This is a genomic window from Pseudomonas lalucatii (assembly GCF_018398425.1).
Classification (GTDB): Bacteria; Pseudomonadota; Gammaproteobacteria; order Pseudomonadales; family Pseudomonadaceae; genus Aquipseudomonas; species Aquipseudomonas lalucatii.
Window position 1 is genome coordinate 1,873,720 of the sequence record NZ_JADPMV010000001.1, and the last position, 16,520, is coordinate 1,890,239.

A 16,520-nucleotide genomic window follows, 5' to 3' on the forward strand; every position below is an offset into this window, starting at 1 on the left:
CTCAACTGAGACGGATGCGCGGGTTGAGGTAGCCGTAGCCGATGTCGGCCAGCAACTGCGTCAGCACCGCGGCACAAACGGCCACCATGGTGCAGGCCTCGATCAGGTACACGTCGCTGTTCAGCGAGGCCTCCAGCAGCAGCGCACCGAAGCCTTTGTAGGCGAAGGCGTACTCGACCACGATGACCCCGGACAGCAGCCAGTTGATCTGCAGCATGATGATGGTGAACGGCGCAATCAGGGCGTTGCGCAGCGCGTGCCTGAGGATCACGTAGTGGTAGGGCAGGCCCTTGAGCACGGCGGTGCGGATGTAGTGGGTGGCCATCACCTCGGCCATCGAGGCACGGGTCATGCGCGCCACATAGCCGAAGCCGTAGCCGACCAGCACCATCGCCGGCAGCACCAGCTGCACCGGGTCGAAGCCGCCGGTCATGCTGCTGGTGCCCGGCAGCAGGTGCAGGGAAAAGACGAAGATGGCCGACAGGAACACCGCGCTGGCGAACTCCGGGATCGAGGTGGTGATGATGCAGATCAGCGAAATGACCCGGTCCAGCGGCGAGCCTTCCTTCATCCCGGACAGCACGCCCAGCAGGATCGACAGCGGAATCATCACACCGAAGGTGGCAGCCGCCAGGATCAGCGTGTTGCCGAGGCGGTCCCAGAGAATGTCGGCGACCGGCACACGAAATCGAATCGACTCGCCGAAGTCCCCCACGATGAAATTGCCCACCCAGCCGAGGTAGCGCTCCAGCACGAAGCGGTTGTAGCCATTGGCTTCCAGCCACAGCTGACGCTGCTCGTCCGTGGAATAGGGTCCCAGCACCTTGACCGCCACCGAATCGATGTTCAGTTCGAGGGCCAGGAACAGGATGATCGACACCACCAGCATGGTCAGCGCCATGATGGCGATGCGCCGAATAATCAGAAATGCCACTGCGCAGTCCTCCGTTCGCTTCTCGTAAAAAGGGCCGCGCCCGGCCGGGCGCGACCAAGGGAGAACAGATCAGGACAACCAGACCTTATTGAACTGATGCTGGATCGAAGGCAGCACTGCAGCCCCCTGGACCCGCTGGTGGGTGGTGTTGAAGTTCGAGCGCCACAGGGTCTGCAGGACGATGGCGTCGTCCTGCAGGATCTGCTGGATCCTGGCCATGATCTGGCGCCGCTTGTCGGACTCCAGGGTCATGCTGGCCTGGTCGAGCAGCTGGTCGAACTCCGGGTTGGCGTAGGCCGTTTCGTTCCAGGCCGCGCCACTGCGATAGGCCAGGCTGAGCACCTGAATGCCGAGCGGACGGTGGCTCCATTCGGTAAAGCCGAACGGGGTGGTCTTCCACACGTCCCAATAGCTGCCGCCGGGCATGATATTGACCTTCAGGCGGATGCCGGCCTCGCGCACCTGGTCGGAGATCGCCAGGCAGACGTTCGACTCCCAGGCCGGCTGGGCGACGCAGTCGATGACCAGGTCGATGCCGTTGGGATAGCCGGCCTCGGCCAGCAGCTGTCTGGCCTTCGCCACGTCGCGCTGCAGCTTGGGCAGCGGCGCGTACTCGGGGTGAATCGGCGCGACGTGGTGGTTCTCCGCGGCCTTGCCGAGGCCCTGGTAGCCGATCTTCAGCACCCGCTCGTTGTCCACAGCCAGCGCCAGGGCGCGGCGCACGCGGATGTCGTCGAAGGGTTTCTGGGTGATGTTCATGCGGGCCACGCCGGTGCTGGCGGTCACCGCCTCGTTGACCTGCAGGTTCGGCAGGGTGCGGTGAATGGCCACCTGATCCGGGTCCGTCAGGGTGTTCATGTCGATCTGGTCGGAGGCGAAGGCTGCCAGCTCTGCCGAGGTATCGTCGCCCAGATCGACGTAGGTGATCTGATCCAGATAGGGCGCCTCGCCCCAGTAGTCGCCGTCCGGACGGCGCTTGAGCACCGCGCTGACGCCCACCTCCATCTTCTCCAGGGTGAAGGGCCCGGTACCGACCCGGTGCTTGAGCAGATCGCCCTGGTAACCACGATGCACGATCAGCGCCGGGTAGTCGGCAATGGCCTCGGGAATGCTGATGTCCGGACGAATCAGGTTGAGCCGCACGGTGTGATCGTCGAGCCGCTGTACGGCATTGTCACCGGCGACCCGGGTCATCTTCGGCGAGCCGTCGTCATTCTTCTCGCCGGTTTCGACTTCGACCGTCAGCGCCACCAGACGACTCTGCATGGAGGAGCCGGTCTTGGGGTCCAGCCAGCGGTTGAAGTTGAACACCACGTCATCGGCGTTGAAGCTGTCGCCGTTGGACCACTTCACCCCGCGGCGCAGATGCAGCGTCACCGTCAGCAGGTCATCGGAGACCACCCAGCGTTCGGCCAGGTGCGGGCGGGTGATGCCGTCGGCGCCGATCTGGGTCAGGTTCTCGACGAAGTGGCGGGCGATATTGCCCTTGTCGGGCCAGTCGTAGAGGGCCGGATCGGTGATTTCCTTGACCCGCATGGCCACCCGCAGATTACCGCCGCGCTTGGGCGTCTCGGCCAGGGCCATGCTCGACATCGCCATGCCCGACAGCCCGTAGGCGGCCGCGACGGACATGCCCAGCAGCACCGATTTGCGCAAGAACTCGCGACGATCCAGCTTGCCGGCGTCCATCTCTTGCTTGAGTAGATCGACGTGCGGATTTATCACTTCGTTTTCCATAGCAGCCTCATGATGTTGTCTTTCTGGTGAACGACTTGGCTATTCGTTGACGCGTCGATTCCACCTGGCTCACGCCAGATCGAACCAGGCAGATTTGCTCTGGGTGTAGCCGAGCAGGCACTCGAAGGATTTGTCCCGGGTATTGCCCGATTGCTTGTAGCCGCCGAACGGTTGGGTCATGTCGCCGTCGCCGAAGCAGTTGACCCATACCACGCCGGCCTCGAGGGCCTGGACCATGCGGTGGGCGGTCTTCAGATCCCGCGTCCAGACGCTGGCGGCCAGGCCGTAGATGGAGTCGTTGGCCATGGTGATGGCCTGGGCTTCGTCGTCGAAGCGCTGCACCGCCGCCACCGGCCCGAAGATTTCGTCCCGGGCGATGCTCATGCCCTGCTCGACGCAGGTGAAGAGCGTCGGCGACACGTAGGCGCCCTGCTCCAGGCCGCCGGGTTCGCCACCGCCCATGGCCAGCTGGGCGCCCTCTCGGCATCCCTGCTCGATCTTCGCCAGCACGCCCTGCTGATGGGCGCGGGTCACCACCGGTCCCAGGGTGGTGGCGGGATTCAGCGGGTCGCCCGGGCGATAGACCTGGCGACTGCGTGCGACGAACTTTTCGACGAAGGCATCGTGAATATCGCGGTGCACCAGCAGTCGGGAACCGGCGTTGCAGACCTGGCCGGCGTTGTCGAAGATGCCGCCGTAGGCGCGCTCGACGGCGGCATCCAGGTCCTCCAGATCGGCCATGAAGATCTGCGGGCTCTTGCCCCCGGTCTCCAGCGCCACGCGCTTGAGGTTGGATTGGCCGGCATAGCCCATGATCAGCTTGCCCACGGCCGTGGAGCCGGTGAAGCTGACCTTCGCCACATCCATGTGCAGCGCCAGGGCGCGGCCGGTGACAGGTCCGTCGCCGTTGACCACGTTGAACACCCCTGGCGGGCCGCCGGCCTCGATGAACAGTTGGGCCAGGCGCAGGCAGCTGAGCGGCGCCTGCTGCGCGGGCTTGAGCACCACGCAGTTGCCGGCGGCCAGGGCCGGGGCGACCTTCCAGCTGGCCATCAGCAGCGGGTAGTTCCAGGGGGAAATGGCGCCGACGATGCCCAGCGGCTCACGCTGGATCAGGTGCAGCGTGCCCCGGGCGGTGTTGGTGACGGCCCCTTCGAGCTTGTCGATGCACTCGGCGTAATAGCGGAAGGTGGACACCACCTCCGGCAGGTCGATGGTCAGGGCATCGGTAATCGGCTTACCCATGTCCAGGGTTTCCAGCAGGGCCAGCTCGGCCTTGTGCTGCTCGATCAGCTCGGCCAGGCGAGTGAGCACGGTCATCCGCGACCGCGGCGCCATGTAGCGCCAGTGCCCGGCATGCCAGGCCCGCTTGGCGGACGCGACGGCGCGGTCGATATCGCTGCCGTCGCCTAAGGCGAGTGACGCCACTACCTCGCCCGTGGCCGGGTTGATGCTGTCGAACCGCTTGCCCTGCAGGGCCTCGACGTACTCGCCGTCGATGAACAGACCGGTTTCGATATCCAGTTTCTTCGCCAGGGTGCTCCACTCAGGCTGACCCAGGGTCTGCGGGGCTTCGGTCACGAGGGCTCGGGTCGACATGGCGCTGTCCTTGGTTGGCAAATTTGGGGAATTGAAGAGGGCATGCACGGCCGGGGCAGGACGGGCTCGATGAGCGCCGTCCGCCGATCTGCGCGCGACGCCGCCAGCGCAGTGTCTGGCGGCGCCGTACCTATCGTCTCAGGCGGTGCGGCCCGGCGGCACCACTTCGGCGCCCGCCTCTTCCGGCTCGTAGTCCACCAGCTCGGCCGGGAAGCCGGGCGCGCGCACCTCGACATCGCAGGCCTCTTCCAGGCGCTTGACGATGTTGGTCGACCACTCGCGGGCGCCGTAACGCGCCTGACCGTCCTTGAAGATGTCCAGCACCAGCGGGGAGATTTCCAGCTGCACGCCGAGTTGCTGGGCCAGGGAGTCGAACAGGCCGACGTCCTTGATCACCAGGTCCATGGTGAAGTTGACGTTGCGACTGCCGTTGAGCATCAACTGGGATTCGGTTTCATGGACGAAGGAGTTGCCCGAGGAGATGCGGATCGCCTCGTAGGTGGTGCCCAGGTCCAGGCCGGCCTTCTTGCAGACGATCAGCGCCTCCGCCAACGAGCACAGGTTGGTGGTGGCCAGGTAGTTGGTCATCACCTTGAGCACCGAGGCCGAGCCGATCTCACCGGTGTGCAAGACACGCCGGCCGAGGGTCGACAGCACCGGCAGCACGCGCTCGAAGGCGGAGCGCGCACCGCCGGCGAAGATCGAAATGTTGCCGGTGGCGGCGCGGTGGCAACCGCCGGAAACCGGACAATCCATGGCCAACGCACCGGTCGACTCGACCAGGGCGCCGAGACGCTTCACCTCGGCGTCGTCGGTGGTGCTCATCTCCAGCCAGATCTTGCCTTCGGTCAGGCCGTGGACCAGGCCGTCCTCGCCTTCCATGACCAGGGCGCAGGCGGCCGGCGACGGCAGGCAGGTGATCACCAGATCGACCTTCTCGGCCAGTTCCTTAGGCGAGTCGGCCCAGTGCGCGCCCTTGTCCAGGAAAGACTGCGCCAACTGACGGTCCAAGTCCCTGACCGTCAAGTCGTAGCCATTGCGCAGCAAACTTCCAGCAAGTTTTCCACCGACATTACCGAGGCCAATAAATCCTACTTTCATATAATCCTCTTTCTTAATTCACAGGTATCAAGGGCTATTAATTAAGCCTGCTGCACAGCAGTGCCAGTTACTTATTAACCAACACTTGCATTCGCCCTGCATCAGGAAACTGCTGGAGACTCGGAGGCCAAACTATTACCGAAGTAACGGCGCAACAATTGAGATTTTTTGCCGAAGCGGTAAATATTATTTACCGATCGCAGTCGTGCTCGGGGTATATTCCGTGACCAGGCGGTCGACGCGAATCGCCTGGTCCGGCAGGGTGAACAAGGGCAGGCAATGAGCAGCATGGATTTCCGCAAACTCCCCCCCCTCAAGTCGTTGAAGGGGTTCGAGGCCACCGCCCGGCTGGGCAGCGTCAGGCGCGCCGCCGAAGAGCTCAACCTGACCCATCCGGCCATCACCCACCAGATCCAGACCCTGGAGGAGAGCCTCGGGTTCAAGCTGTTTTCCCGCGAGGGCCGCAGCCTCGTGCTGACCGCGGAAGGCGAGCGCTACTACCCCTGCGTGCGCGGCGCCCTGGAACAACTGCTGCAGGGCGCCGAGGCCATCCGCCCAGCCGATTCGCCCAGTGTCCTGCGGGTGCAGACCTACATCAGCTTCGCCATCTGCTGGCTGGCCCATCGCCTCGCCCACTTCCGCGCGCGGCACCCGGAGATCAAGCTGCACCTGGCGACTTCCGGCGCCGACTGGGGGTTCGACGAAGCCAACGCCGATATCGGTGTGATCTACCGCAGCGCCCCTCTGCCCGCGCACCTGCACTGGGTCAAGCTGTTCGACTCCCGTTACTTTCCGGTCTGCAGCCCCAGGCTGCTGGACAACCGATCGGCAGAACTGCAGCCGCAGGACCTGATGCAGTACCCCCTGATCACGGTCAACTCAGAAGACCAGTTCTGGAACTGGCATCAGTGGTTCGAATCGACCGGACTGAGGGTCGAGAAGCCGCCGGCGACCCTGGTGGTCGATACCCTGGTGGTGGCCCTCGAGATGGCCGTGGATGGCGAAGGTATCGCGCTGGTCAACGGCCCCTTGGCCGACAGCGGTCTGCGCTCGGGCCGCCTGGTCAGGCCGGTCGAGCACTATGCCGAAGGTCAGGGACAGTGGGGCATCGTCTGCCGCAAGGAGATTCGCCAGGACCCACGCATTGTCAGCTTCACCGACTGGCTGCTGGGGGAGCGATGAGCCGGTCCGGCGCCATCCATCGATTGCTCGCCCGATGCTCGCAGAGCCCTGTCGGCAGACGATGGTCTGGCCTTCGCATGAGACATCTCCCGCGCCCCGAACACACCAAGCCATAAATAAAACATCCCGTCAGACCCGATTTTTATTGTTGGCCGAGTGTGCATATTAGTTTCTACTATCCAACAGCACACAAAGTTCCGAGCCACGTTCAAAAGCTCCATCACAATAACAACCCTGAACACGCAAGCATTTACCTGCCCCACATGGCCCCGATATTTCCAACACAGAATATCGACCTCACGCCGAGTAAATTCGAGGAACAACATGAACAACAAGTTCGCCCCTATTCTATTGAGCACAGCCCTGTGCTTCAGCGCCGGCAATCTCATGGCCCAGGAAGCCAGCTCCTGCAAGACCATCCGCATCGCCGACATCGGCTGGGTGGATAACGCCGCCAACAACAGCATTCTCGAAGTGCTGGCCGAGGGCCTGGGCTACCAGCCGAAGAAAACCATGGTGTCCCTGCCCATCACCCTCGCCTCCATCCAGAAAAAGCAGATGGACGTGTACCTGGACTACTGGTCCCCCTCCACGGACGAAACCGTCCAGCCGTACCGCGACAAGAAGACCGTCAAGATTTCGGAAGAGCCCAACATGCGCGGCGCCAAGTACACCCTGGCGGTGCCGACCTACCTGTACGAGCAGGGCCTGAAGGACTTCGCCGACATCCCCCGTTTCAAGGAGGAACTCAAAGGCAAGATCCACGGCATCGAGGCGGGCTCCGGGGGCAACAAGCAGCTCAACCAGATCATCACCGACAATAAATTCGGTCTGGGGGATTTCAAGCTGATCGAGTCCAGCGAAGCGGCGATGCGCACCGCGGTCGCCCGTGCCATCAAGAAAGAGGAGGCCATCGTCTTCCTCGCCTGGTCCCCGCACCCGATGAACCTGCAGTTCGACATGACCTACCTGTCCGGCGGCGACGACTACTTCGGCCCCAACTACGGCGCGGCCGAGGTCTACACCATCACCGCCACCGACTTTGACCAACGCTGCCCGAACGCCGCCAAGCTGGTGGCGAACCTCACCTACACCACCGACATGGAAGCCGCCCTGATGGCGCGCATCATGGAGCGTGAAGAACCGACCACCGTGGCCAGGGACTGGATCAGGAGCAACCCGCAGTGGCTCGCCACCTGGCTGGCCGACGTGACCACCATTGACGGCAAGGACGGCCTGGATGCCGTGAAGAACCATCTGGGTCTCTGAACCCTGACCCTGGTCTCGGGCATTCTGCCACGAGACCTGGCCCTCTCCGACCGCCGACTCCGGCGACAGCTCGACCCGGCATCAGCCACCGCCCGCCTGCCCGCAACAGGGCGCCAGCACATCAGCCCTGAGCCATCAGCTGCTGAGCCATTGCCCCACGCTTTATAACGTCCCGCGTAGCGCCTTCTCGAACAGCTGGCTGTACTGGCTCGCGCTGAAGGGGATCGGGTTGGTACCCGCCGACGGATCGACTTCGGCCATCTGCCCGACCTGTTCGATGCGGGTGTCGTCGATGCCGATCTCGCCGAGGCTGTGGGGGATGCCCACCTCGCTGCGCAACTCCAGCACCCAGTCGAGCACGCCGTCGAAGCCCGGCTTGGCCAGGTTGAGGTAGCGCGCCAGGCGGTACATCTGCGGGCCGATGCTTTCCTGGTTGGCCTGCAGCACATAGGGCATCAGCACCGCATTGAGCAGGCCGTGGTGGGCGTCGTACAACGCGCCGAGCGGGTGGGCCAGGGCGTGCATGGCGCCGAGGCCGCGCTGGAAGGCGGTGGCGCCCATGGTCGAGGCCACCAGCATCTGCAGCCGCGCCTCGACATCCGCGCCGTGGCTCACCGCCCGCGGCAGGTAGTGCTGCACCAGGCGCATGCCTTCCAGGGCGATGCCTTCGGCCATGGGGTGGAACAGTGGCGAGCAGTAGGCCTCCAGGCTGTGCGACAGGGCGTCCATGCCGGTGGCAGCGGTGATCTTGGCCGGCAGGCCGATGGTCAGCTGCGGGTCGAGGATGACCAGCGCCGGCAACATGCGGGCGTGGAAGATGATGCGCTTGACGTGCGCCGCCTCGTCGGTGATCACCGAGGCGCGGCCGACCTCCGAGCCGGTGCCGGCGGTGGTCGGCACCGCCACCACGGGCGCCATGCCGGCGACCTTGACCCGCAGGCAGTTGTCGCCGATGTCCTCGAAGTCCCACAGGGGGCGGTCCTGGCCGACCATCAGGGCGATGGCCTTGCCGGCGTCCAGCGCCGAGCCGCCGCCGAAGGCGACGACGCCGTCATGGCCGCCGGCCTTGAAGGCCGCCACCCCGTCCATCACGTTCTGCCCGGTGGGGTTGCCCTTGATCGCCGAGAACAGCCCGGCCTTGAGACCGTCGTCGCGGCACTGCAGCAGGGCGTCGTCGATGATCGACAGCGCCGCCAGGCCGGGGTCGGTGACCAGCAGCGGCGCGCTCATGCCCAGCTCGCGGCAGGCGGCCGGCAGCTCGCGGATGCGCCCGGCGCCGACGCGGATCGCGGTGGGGTAGTTCCAGTTCATGCGGTAGTGGTTCAGGTCCATGGCGCGCCTCACAACTGGGTCTTGAAGTGGAAGGATTTCGGCCGGGTCAGCTGCTCGTAGCCGAGGCTCGACAGGGTGCAGCCGCGCCCGGAGTGCTTGACCCCGGTCCAGGCCAGTTCCGGGTCGAGGTAGTCGCAGCGATTGAGGAACACGGTGCCCGCCTCGACCCGCTCGGCCAGGGCCTGGGCGGCCTCGACGTCGCGGCTGAAGATGGCGGCGGTGAGGCCGAACTCGCTGTCGTTCATCAGCCCCACGGCCTCCTCGTCGTCCTTGACCTTCTGGATGCCGACCACCGGGCCGAAGGACTCCTCGGTCATCACCCGCATGCCGTGGTGCACGCCGGTCAGCACCTGAGGCGCCAGATAGGCCGAGCCGGGCCGGTCGAGGGCGAAGCTCGCCGCGTCGATATGGGCTATGGCCCCCAGGGCGATGGCCTCGTTGACCTGCCGGCGGACGAAGTCCGCCGCCTCGGCGCGCACCAGCGGGCCAAGCGTGGTCTCCGGGTCGTCGGGACGCCCCAGCCGGTACTGCTTGACCAACGCCACGGCCCGCTCGACGAAGGCGTCGAACAGCGACTCGTGCACGTAGATGCGCTCGATGCCGCAGCAGGACTGCCCGGAATTGAAGAAGGCGCCGTCGATGGCGGTTTCCACGGCGTGGTCAAGGTCGGCATCGGCGCGCACGTAGGCCGGGTCCTTGCCGCCCAGCTCCAGGCCGGTGCCGATGAAACGCCCGGCTGCCGCCCGCTCGACCATGGCGCCGCCCGGCACCGAGCCGGTGAAGGCCACGTACTGCACCGCCGGCGCCGTGATCAGCCGTTCGGTGTCGGCGTGACTGAGGTGCAGGTACTGGAACACCCCATCCGGCAGGCCGGCCTCGGCGAAGGCCTCGACCATGCGTTCGGCGCACAGCGGGGTCTGCGCCGAGTGCTTGAGCAGCACCGCGTTGCCGGCCAGCAGCGCCGGCATCACCGCGTTCACCGCGGTCAGGTAGGGGTAGTTCCAGGGCGCGATGACCAGGGCCACGCCCAGCGGCTCGCGGCGGATGAAGCGAGTGAAGCCGGGTTTGTCCGGCAGGCGGATGTCGGCCAGGGCGCTCTCGGCGATATCGGCCATGTGGCTGGCGCGCTCGACGAAGCCGCGAACCTCGCCGGCGCAGTAGCGAATCGGTCGGCCCATCATCCGGCACAGCTCCTCGGCCAGCTGGGCTTCCTTAACGGCGAAGGCGGCGATGGCCCGGCGGCCGATGGCGACCCGCTTGCTCAGGGGGGTGGCTTTCCAGGCCAGCTGGGCCCGTTCGGCCTTGGCCAGGGCCGCTTCGATCTGCGCGGCCGTGGCCAGGTCACGCTCGACGTAGAGCGCGCCGTCGATCGGTGAAATGCACTGCAACTTGCTCATTGCCACACTCCAGTACAGGGGCGTGGGCGCCGTGGCGCCGCCCGACGATCAGATGATTTCGAAGTAGCGATCGAGCTCCCAATCGCTGACATGCCGACGGTATTCACGTTCCTCCCATTCGCGGCTGGCGGCGAAATGCTCGACGAACGGGTCGCCGAACAGCTCCCGCGCCGCCTGGGAGGCCTTCAGCCGCTGCGCCGCATCCCACAGGGTGCGCGGCAGGGCCAGCTCCGGCGGATGCTTCTGCGCGTAGGCGTTGCCGGATACCGGCTCGGTCGGCTGCCATTTCTGCATCACCCCGTAGAGTCCCGAGCCGATGGCCACCGACAGGGCCAGGAAGGGGTTGCCGTCGGCGGCGCCCAGGCGGTACTCCTGGCGCTGCGACTTGTCGCTGCCGGGGATCACCCGCAGCGCCGCGGTGCGGTTCTCCACGCCCCAGGTGGCATCGGTCGGCGCCCAGAAGCCGGGGATCAGCCGGCGGTAGCTGTTCAGGGTCGGCGCCACCATGCACAGGAACTCGGGCATCAGGCGCTGCTGGCCGGCGAGGAACTGGCGCTGCACCTCGCTCATGCAGTGCGCCTGGCTGGGGTCGTGGAAGGCCGACTTGCCGCTCTCGCGCTCGCGCAGGGAGACGTGGATATGCCCGCTCTGCCCCGGGTACTTGCCCGACCACTTGGCCATGAAGGTGGCCATCAGGCCGTTGCGCTGGGCCAGCACCTTCATGAAGGTCTTGAACAGCGCGCCCTTGTCCGCCGCGGCCTCGGCCTGGTCGTAGGCGATGGCCGCCTCCAGCACGCCGGGACCGGTCTCGGTGTGCAGGCCCTCGATGGGGAAGTCCATCTGCTCGCCCAGCTCGAGAATCTGGTGGTACAGCTCGGCATGCACCGAGTTGCGGATCATCGAGTAGCCGAACCAGTCCGGGGTAAACGGCTTGAGGTTGCGAAAGCCCTTCTCCCGCGCCGACTCCGGGGTCTCCTCGAACATGAAGAACTCGTACTCCAGCGCGGCGAAGGGGTCGAAGCCCATCTCCTGGCAGCGCCGCACCACCCGCCGCAGGGTACCGCGCGGGCAGACCGCCTCGGCCTGCAGGTCGAACTCGCAGATGAACAGCAGCATGCCGTTCTCGAAGGGAATCTCCCGGCAGGTGTGCGGCAGCACCCGCACCGGCGCGTCCGGGTAGCCGGTGTGCCAGCCGGTGTAGCTGGCGTTGTCGTACAGCTGGTCCTTGACGTCCCAGCCCAGGACCACGTCGCAGAAGGCGAAGCCCGAGTCCAGCGCCGAGAAGAACTTGCTGCGGCTCAGGTACTTGCCGCGCATCACCCCGTCGTTGTCGAACACCCCGACCTTGATGTGACTGAGCCCGCGCTCCTCGACGATGCGCTTGGCGTCCTCGATGGTCTTCACTTCTCGCGGTTTGAGCATATGCACCCCCATCTTGTTGTTATGACCGACGTCCCCTGTCGGTGGTCAGCTCCCGCCTACTGCAGCCGATGCCGAAACGCACGGCGCCCCTGCCCGCGGCACCAGCCCGGGCACGGGCGCGCGCGACGGCCCGGCGGCCTCAGTAGCGATAGGGCGGGCCGGCCTTGGCCATCAGGGCGTTGTACTTCTTGAAGATCTCCACCACCTTGGCGCTGCGCGGGCTGGCCTTGGCGATCTCGTCCCAGAACTTGTGCGCCTCGTCCTCCACGGTTTTCCATTCCGCATCGGGAATGGTGGTCAGCTGCAGCTTGCCGCCCTCCACCCGCAGCTGCGCCTCGCCGCCCCAGTACCAGTGCTGGCGGTAGTAGTGGGAGCTGTCCATGCACAGCTTGAACAGGGTCTGCAGGTGCGCGGGGACCTCGGCCCACTTCGCCGAGTTGGCGAAGTAGGAGCCGATCCAGGCGCCGGAGATGTTGTTGGTGAGGAAGTACTTGGTGACGTCGGCCCAGCCGACGGTGTAGTCCTCGGTGATGCCCGACCAGGTGATGCCGTCCAGCTCGCCGGTCTGCACCGCCACCTCGACGTCCTCCCAGGGCAGGGTCACCGGGATCACGCCGAAGCGGGAGAGGAACTTGCCGGCCGTGGGGAAGGTGAAGATGCGCTTGCCCTTGAGGTCGGCGAGGCTGCGGATCGGCTCGACCGTGGCGAAATGGCAGGGGTCCCAGGCGCCGGCGCCGAGCCAGGTGACGCCCTCGACCTCGCCGTAGGCCTCCTCCCAGATCTGCCGCAGGCCGTACTTCTCGAACAGCACCGGCACGTCCAGGCTGTAGCGGGTGGCGAAGGGGAAGTAGCCGCCGAACACCGAGACGTCCACCGGCGCGGCGATGGAGTCGTCGTCGCTCTGCACCGCGTCGATGGTGCCGCGCTGCATGGCGCGGAACAGCTCGCCGGTGGGCACCAGCTGATCGGCGAAGTACAGCTGGATCTCCATCTCGCCGTTGGCCGCCAGGTTGAAGGCGTCGATGGACGGCTTGATCACGTGCTCGGCCAGGGCCGGGCCGGCGTAGGTCTGCAGGCGCCAGGTGATCTTCTTCGGCTCCTGCGCGTAGATATGCGCCGAGCCCAGGGCCGTAGCGCCCACCGCGCCGGTGGTGACCGCGGCGGTCTTGAGGAACTTGCGTCTCGTACTCATGCTGTTATCTCCAGTGAATGTCGATCCAGATGTCATACAACCGCATGGCACCACTGCGACCCGGCGAGGTCGGTGCAGCGTGTTCAGGTGGGCGCGTTACCCCGCAGGGCGGCCAGCGCCTGTCGCCGCTCGGGGTGGATAAACCAACTGCCACCGAGCCTCTCCTGAATTCTTCGGGTCAGCGCGCGTAGTGCCATTGCGGCAGCCACAACGCGATCTGCGGAAACATCATCACCAGCACCAGGGCCAGCACCATGATCAGCACGAAGGGGGTGACCGAGACGTAGATGTCGCGCAGGGTCACCTCCGGCGGCGCCATGGCGCGCATGAGGAACAGGTTGTAGCCGAAGGGCGGGGTCATGTAGGCGATCTGGCAGGTGATGGTGTAGAGCACGCCGTACCAGATCAGGTCGAAGCCCAGGGCGCCGACCAGGGGTACGTAGAGCGGCGCGACTATCACCAGCATGGCGGTGTCGTCGAGGAACATGCCCATCAGGATGAATGACAGCTGCATCATGATCAGCACCTGCCAGGGCCCCAGTTCCAGGCGGTCGATGAAGAAGGCCTCGATGGCGTTGACCGCGCCGAGGCCGTCGAACACCGCACCGAAACACAGGGCGGCGAGGATGATCCACATGAACATGCAGCTGATGCCGAGGGTCTTGCGCAGGGTGTCCTCCATCACCTGGGCGGTCAGCCGGCCCTTGACCAGGGCGGTGAAGGTGGCGGCGGCGGCGCCCACCGCCGAGCTTTCCACCAGGCTGGTGATGCCCATCAGGAACAGCCCGGTCATGCAGAAGAAGATGAACAGCGGCGCGATGCCGGCCTTGAGCAGGCGCAGCTTCTCGCCCCAGCCGATCTGCTCGCGTTCCTCCTCGGCCAGGGCCGGCCCCAGGTGGGGCTGCAGGCGGCAGCGGATGACGATGTAGAGGACGAACAGTCCGGCCATCATCAGCCCCGGAAACACCCCGGCCAGCCACAGCTGGCCCACCGGCTGGCGGGCGATCATGCCGTACAGCACCAGCACCACGCTGGGCGGAATGAGGATGCCCAGGGAGCTGCCGGCCTGGATCACCCCGGTGACCATGACCTTGTCGTAACCGCGGCGCAGCAACTCCGGCAGGGCGATGCTGGCGCCGATGGCCATGCCGGCGACGCTCAGGCCGTTCATCGCCGAGATCGCCACCATCAGGCCGATGGTGCCGATGGCCAGGCCGCCGTGCAGCGGCCCCATCCACACGTGGAACATGCGGTAGAGGTCTTCGGCCAGGCCGGACTCCGACAGCATGTAGCCCATGTAGACGAACATCGGCAGGGTCAGCAGCGGGTACCACTTCATCAGCTTCATCGCCGCGCTGAAGGCGATCTCCGAGCCGCCGTCGCCCCACAGCAGCAAGGCGGCGCTGACCGCAACGAAGCCGATGGCGCCGAACACCCGCTTGCCGGTGAGCAGCAGCAACATCATCGAGGAGAACATCAGCAGGGCGATGAGCTCGTAACTCATTACAGCGTCTCCCCGCGGGCCGCGGCGATATCCTTGAAGAAGGTGGCGATGGTCTGCAGCAGCATCAGCGCCACGCCAACGGTCATGATGATCTTGATCGGCGCCATGGGCGGCGACCAGGCCGAGTAGCTGGTCTCGCCGTACTGCAAGGCGTACTGGGTCGAGGAGATGCCGCCGTAGAGCAGGAACACCAGGTAGAAGATCAGGAAGCCGACGGTGATGGCGTCCATGATCGCGCTGGTGCGCGGCGACCAGCGGCTGTAGAACAGATCCATGCGCACATGGGCGTCCAGTTGCATGGAGTAGCCGCCGCCGAGGAGGAAGTAGGCGACCATGAGGAACTGCGCGGTTTCCAGGGTCCAGAGCGCCGGGTCGGCGAAGGTCTTGCTGATGGAGGAGTACAGCAGCACCGCCAGCATGGCGAAGATCAGGTACATGGCGAACCGGCCTATCACCCGGTTCATGGCGTCCACTCCCCGCACGAACAGCCGAATCGCCTTGGGCATGCAGTTCTCTTCGAATTGGTTGTTATCCCGTCAGACTAGCCGAAGATTTAACAAAGCCAACCGAGGCCGAAGCGCCCCATCGAGCCACGGGCGGCAACGGCCCGGCGCCGTGCTGCCGCGGTCCCGTGCGCGGGGAACGCCGGCGGGTGCGCCGCCGGCGGCTCGAGGATGCGCGGCGAGCGCAGCCTGGCGCAGAACGAAATACCAGGCAACTAACGGGCAAAATCGTCAAACTCCTTCGAACGCCAGAAACGCCCCAAGCATCACGCCAGTCGATGGGCACTATCGAGGCGCTCAACTTCTTGCGGCGCCCGGCAACCCCTAGCATGGCCCTCCACAGTCATCGTTCTCCAACAGGAGGAGCCATCATGAAACGCCAACTCGCCATCGCCCTGATCCTCGGCCTGTTCGCCGCCAACGCCTTCGCCCTGCCGAGCCTCAACCCACAGCCGCTGCTCGGAGAGCTCAGGGACGGCAGTGAAGAACAGCGTCCGCAGGACCGCCACCTCGCCGAAGACGGTGCCGAGCGCACCCCGGGCCAGCAGCGCCTGCACCTCGCCGAGGGGGGCGCAGAGCGCCTGCTGGAACAACGCCGGGCCGGCTGAGCCCTGCCTTGCCGGGCAGGCGGGCATCCACAACCGCAGGCAAGATCGGCGCCGCCGGCACGGAGCGGAGAAGTTCCGCGGCGCCACTACCTCGCGCAGATTCGGGACCGCGGGACCGGCGCCTTGCCGGACCTGCCTGGAGGCCGCAGGGCGCCCGAGCGGCTACCATGAATCCAGAGGCGCCAGTGCCACACCACGCGAGTACGACTCGCCGCGAAACTGCGGCCCCCGGGACGGGCCCGGCCGCTACGCCCGCGCAGTGCACTGCCGAGTCGCCGCCCCGCGTCCCGACGGAGGTCACCATGAACAAGCCAACCCTGGCCGTCCTTGCCCTGCTGGCCACCCTGCCCGGCTGCGCCGCCCCCCTGGGCCATCCGGCCGCCTACCTGACCTATCGCGACGAGCCGCTGGTGGCGCAGGTCGCCCTGGACATGAACCAGCAGCAGGTGCGGGACATCGCCGGTGCCCCGTCTGGCGTGCTGCAGCGCAGCGTCAGCCCGGGCAGCTGCCACGACTACATCCTCACCAGGGACGGCCAGCCCCAGGCCTACCATGTCAGCTTCGACTCGGCCGGGCGCGTCGATGGCAAGGGTTTCAGCACCTGCACCCAGATGGAAGACCGCGAGCGCGCCCGGGCGCGCTCGCCCATGGGGATCGGCGGCGGAGGCGGCTACTGAGCGTGTGCGCCCGCGGCGTGCGGCCCGGCGGTGCCGCACGCTGTCCGCAAAGGTGTGCCGGCT

General features: G+C 66.0%; 14 protein-coding genes. 4 read left to right on the forward strand and 10 right to left on the reverse strand.

The annotated features are described in order from the left end of the window. Position 1 precedes the first annotated feature (1 nt). The 4 genes from I0D00_RS08550 to I0D00_RS08565 form a co-directional block, all read right to left on the reverse strand. The gene (locus tag I0D00_RS08550) at positions 2-934 is read right to left on the reverse strand and encodes an ABC transporter permease (protein WP_213639297.1); all 933 of its coding nucleotides are present in this window, start codon (positions 932-934) and stop codon (positions 2-4) included. A 69-nt stretch (positions 935-1,003) separates the two neighbouring features. After that, positions 1,004-2,671, reverse strand: coding sequence for an ABC transporter substrate-binding protein (locus I0D00_RS08555; RefSeq protein ID WP_213639298.1), 1,668 nt, complete (start codon positions 2,669-2,671; stop codon positions 1,004-1,006). 69 nt (positions 2,672-2,740) lie between these two features. After that, positions 2,741-4,270, reverse strand: coding sequence for an aldehyde dehydrogenase (locus I0D00_RS08560; RefSeq protein ID WP_213639299.1), 1,530 nt, complete (start codon positions 4,268-4,270; stop codon positions 2,741-2,743). Between the two features lie 138 nt (positions 4,271-4,408). Continuing rightward, positions 4,409-5,371: an NAD(P)-dependent oxidoreductase gene (locus tag I0D00_RS08565; protein ID WP_213639300.1), complete on the reverse strand. Its 963-nt coding sequence runs from the start codon at positions 5,369-5,371 to the stop codon at positions 4,409-4,411. 279 nt (positions 5,372-5,650) lie between these two features. Between I0D00_RS08565 and I0D00_RS08570 the strand changes: the two genes are divergently transcribed. Both I0D00_RS08570 and choX read left to right on the forward strand, forming a co-directional pair. Next, the gene (locus tag I0D00_RS08570) at positions 5,651-6,553 is read left to right on the forward strand and encodes a LysR substrate-binding domain-containing protein (protein WP_213639301.1); all 903 of its coding nucleotides are present in this window, start codon (positions 5,651-5,653) and stop codon (positions 6,551-6,553) included. 324 nt (positions 6,554-6,877) lie between these two features. Then, positions 6,878-7,822: a choline ABC transporter substrate-binding protein gene (gene choX / locus I0D00_RS08575; RefSeq protein WP_213639302.1), complete on the forward strand. Its 945-nt coding sequence runs from the start codon at positions 6,878-6,880 to the stop codon at positions 7,820-7,822. Between the two features lie 162 nt (positions 7,823-7,984). Here the strand turns inward: choX and I0D00_RS08580 are convergent, their stop codons facing one another. The 6 genes from I0D00_RS08580 to I0D00_RS08605 form a co-directional block, all read right to left on the reverse strand. Then, positions 7,985-9,154 (reverse strand): iron-containing alcohol dehydrogenase, encoded by a 1,170-nt coding sequence (locus I0D00_RS08580; protein WP_213639303.1) that lies wholly within the window; start codon positions 9,152-9,154, stop codon positions 7,985-7,987. Between the two features lie 8 nt (positions 9,155-9,162). Then, positions 9,163-10,551: an aldehyde dehydrogenase family protein gene (locus tag I0D00_RS08585; protein WP_213639304.1), complete on the reverse strand. Its 1,389-nt coding sequence runs from the start codon at positions 10,549-10,551 to the stop codon at positions 9,163-9,165. A gap of 48 nt (positions 10,552-10,599) precedes the next feature. Further along, positions 10,600-11,973 carry a glutamine synthetase family protein gene (locus I0D00_RS08590; RefSeq protein WP_213639305.1) on the reverse strand — a complete coding sequence of 458 codons (1,374 nt, stop codon included), beginning with the start codon at positions 11,971-11,973 and terminating at the stop codon, positions 10,600-10,602. A gap of 139 nt (positions 11,974-12,112) precedes the next feature. Beyond that, positions 12,113-13,165, reverse strand: a complete 1,053-nt coding sequence (locus tag I0D00_RS08595; protein ID WP_213639306.1) for a TRAP transporter substrate-binding protein — start codon at positions 13,163-13,165, stop codon at positions 12,113-12,115. Positions 13,166-13,343: 178 nt separating this feature from the next. Further along, on the reverse strand, positions 13,344-14,669 hold the full coding sequence (locus tag I0D00_RS08600; RefSeq protein WP_213639307.1) for a TRAP transporter large permease: 1,326 nt from the start codon (positions 14,667-14,669) through the stop codon (positions 13,344-13,346). Beyond that, positions 14,669-15,175 (reverse strand): TRAP transporter small permease subunit, encoded by a 507-nt coding sequence (locus tag I0D00_RS08605; RefSeq protein WP_213639308.1) that lies wholly within the window; start codon positions 15,173-15,175, stop codon positions 14,669-14,671. The genes I0D00_RS08600 and I0D00_RS08605 overlap by 1 nt, the downstream gene beginning before the upstream one ends. A 368-nt stretch (positions 15,176-15,543) precedes the next feature. Here I0D00_RS08605 and I0D00_RS08610 point away from each other — a divergent pair, with 368 nt between their 5' ends. Then, positions 15,544-15,780 (forward strand): hypothetical protein, encoded by a 237-nt coding sequence (locus tag I0D00_RS08610; protein ID WP_213639309.1) that lies wholly within the window; start codon positions 15,544-15,546, stop codon positions 15,778-15,780. A 302-nt stretch (positions 15,781-16,082) separates the two neighbouring features. Next, complete coding sequence (gene osmE / locus I0D00_RS08615) at positions 16,083-16,457, forward strand: osmotically-inducible lipoprotein OsmE (protein ID WP_213639310.1); 375 nt, start codon at positions 16,083-16,085, stop codon at positions 16,455-16,457. Positions 16,458-16,520: the final 63 nt, after the last annotated feature.

Bases quoted from the DNA above. Each gene is read 5' to 3' on its own strand.
- I0D00_RS08555 (WP_213639298.1), bottom strand. From the start codon at position 2,671: ATGGAAAACGAAGTGATAAATCCGCACGTCGATCTACTCAAGCAAGAG.
- I0D00_RS08560 (WP_213639299.1), bottom strand. From the start codon at position 4,270: ATGTCGACCCGAGCCCTCGTGACCGAAGCCCCGCAGACCCTGGGTCAG.
- I0D00_RS08565 (WP_213639300.1), bottom strand. From the start codon at position 5,371: ATGAAAGTAGGATTTATTGGCCTCGGTAATGTCGGTGGAAAACTTGCT.
- I0D00_RS08570 (WP_213639301.1), top strand. From the start codon at position 5,651: ATGAGCAGCATGGATTTCCGCAAACTCCCCCCCCTCAAGTCGTTGAAG.
- choX (WP_213639302.1), top strand. From the start codon at position 6,878: ATGAACAACAAGTTCGCCCCTATTCTATTGAGCACAGCCCTGTGCTTC.
- I0D00_RS08580 (WP_213639303.1), bottom strand. From the start codon at position 9,154: ATGGACCTGAACCACTACCGCATGAACTGGAACTACCCCACCGCGATC.
- I0D00_RS08585 (WP_213639304.1), bottom strand. From the start codon at position 10,551: ATGAGCAAGTTGCAGTGCATTTCACCGATCGACGGCGCGCTCTACGTC.
- I0D00_RS08590 (WP_213639305.1), bottom strand. From the start codon at position 11,973: ATGCTCAAACCGCGAGAAGTGAAGACCATCGAGGACGCCAAGCGCATC.
- I0D00_RS08595 (WP_213639306.1), bottom strand. From the start codon at position 13,165: ATGAGTACGAGACGCAAGTTCCTCAAGACCGCCGCGGTCACCACCGGC.
- I0D00_RS08600 (WP_213639307.1), bottom strand. From the start codon at position 14,669: ATGAGTTACGAGCTCATCGCCCTGCTGATGTTCTCCTCGATGATGTTG.
- I0D00_RS08605 (WP_213639308.1), bottom strand. From the start codon at position 15,175: ATGCCCAAGGCGATTCGGCTGTTCGTGCGGGGAGTGGACGCCATGAAC.
- I0D00_RS08610 (WP_213639309.1), top strand. From the start codon at position 15,544: ATGAAACGCCAACTCGCCATCGCCCTGATCCTCGGCCTGTTCGCCGCC.
- osmE (WP_213639310.1), top strand. From the start codon at position 16,083: ATGAACAAGCCAACCCTGGCCGTCCTTGCCCTGCTGGCCACCCTGCCC.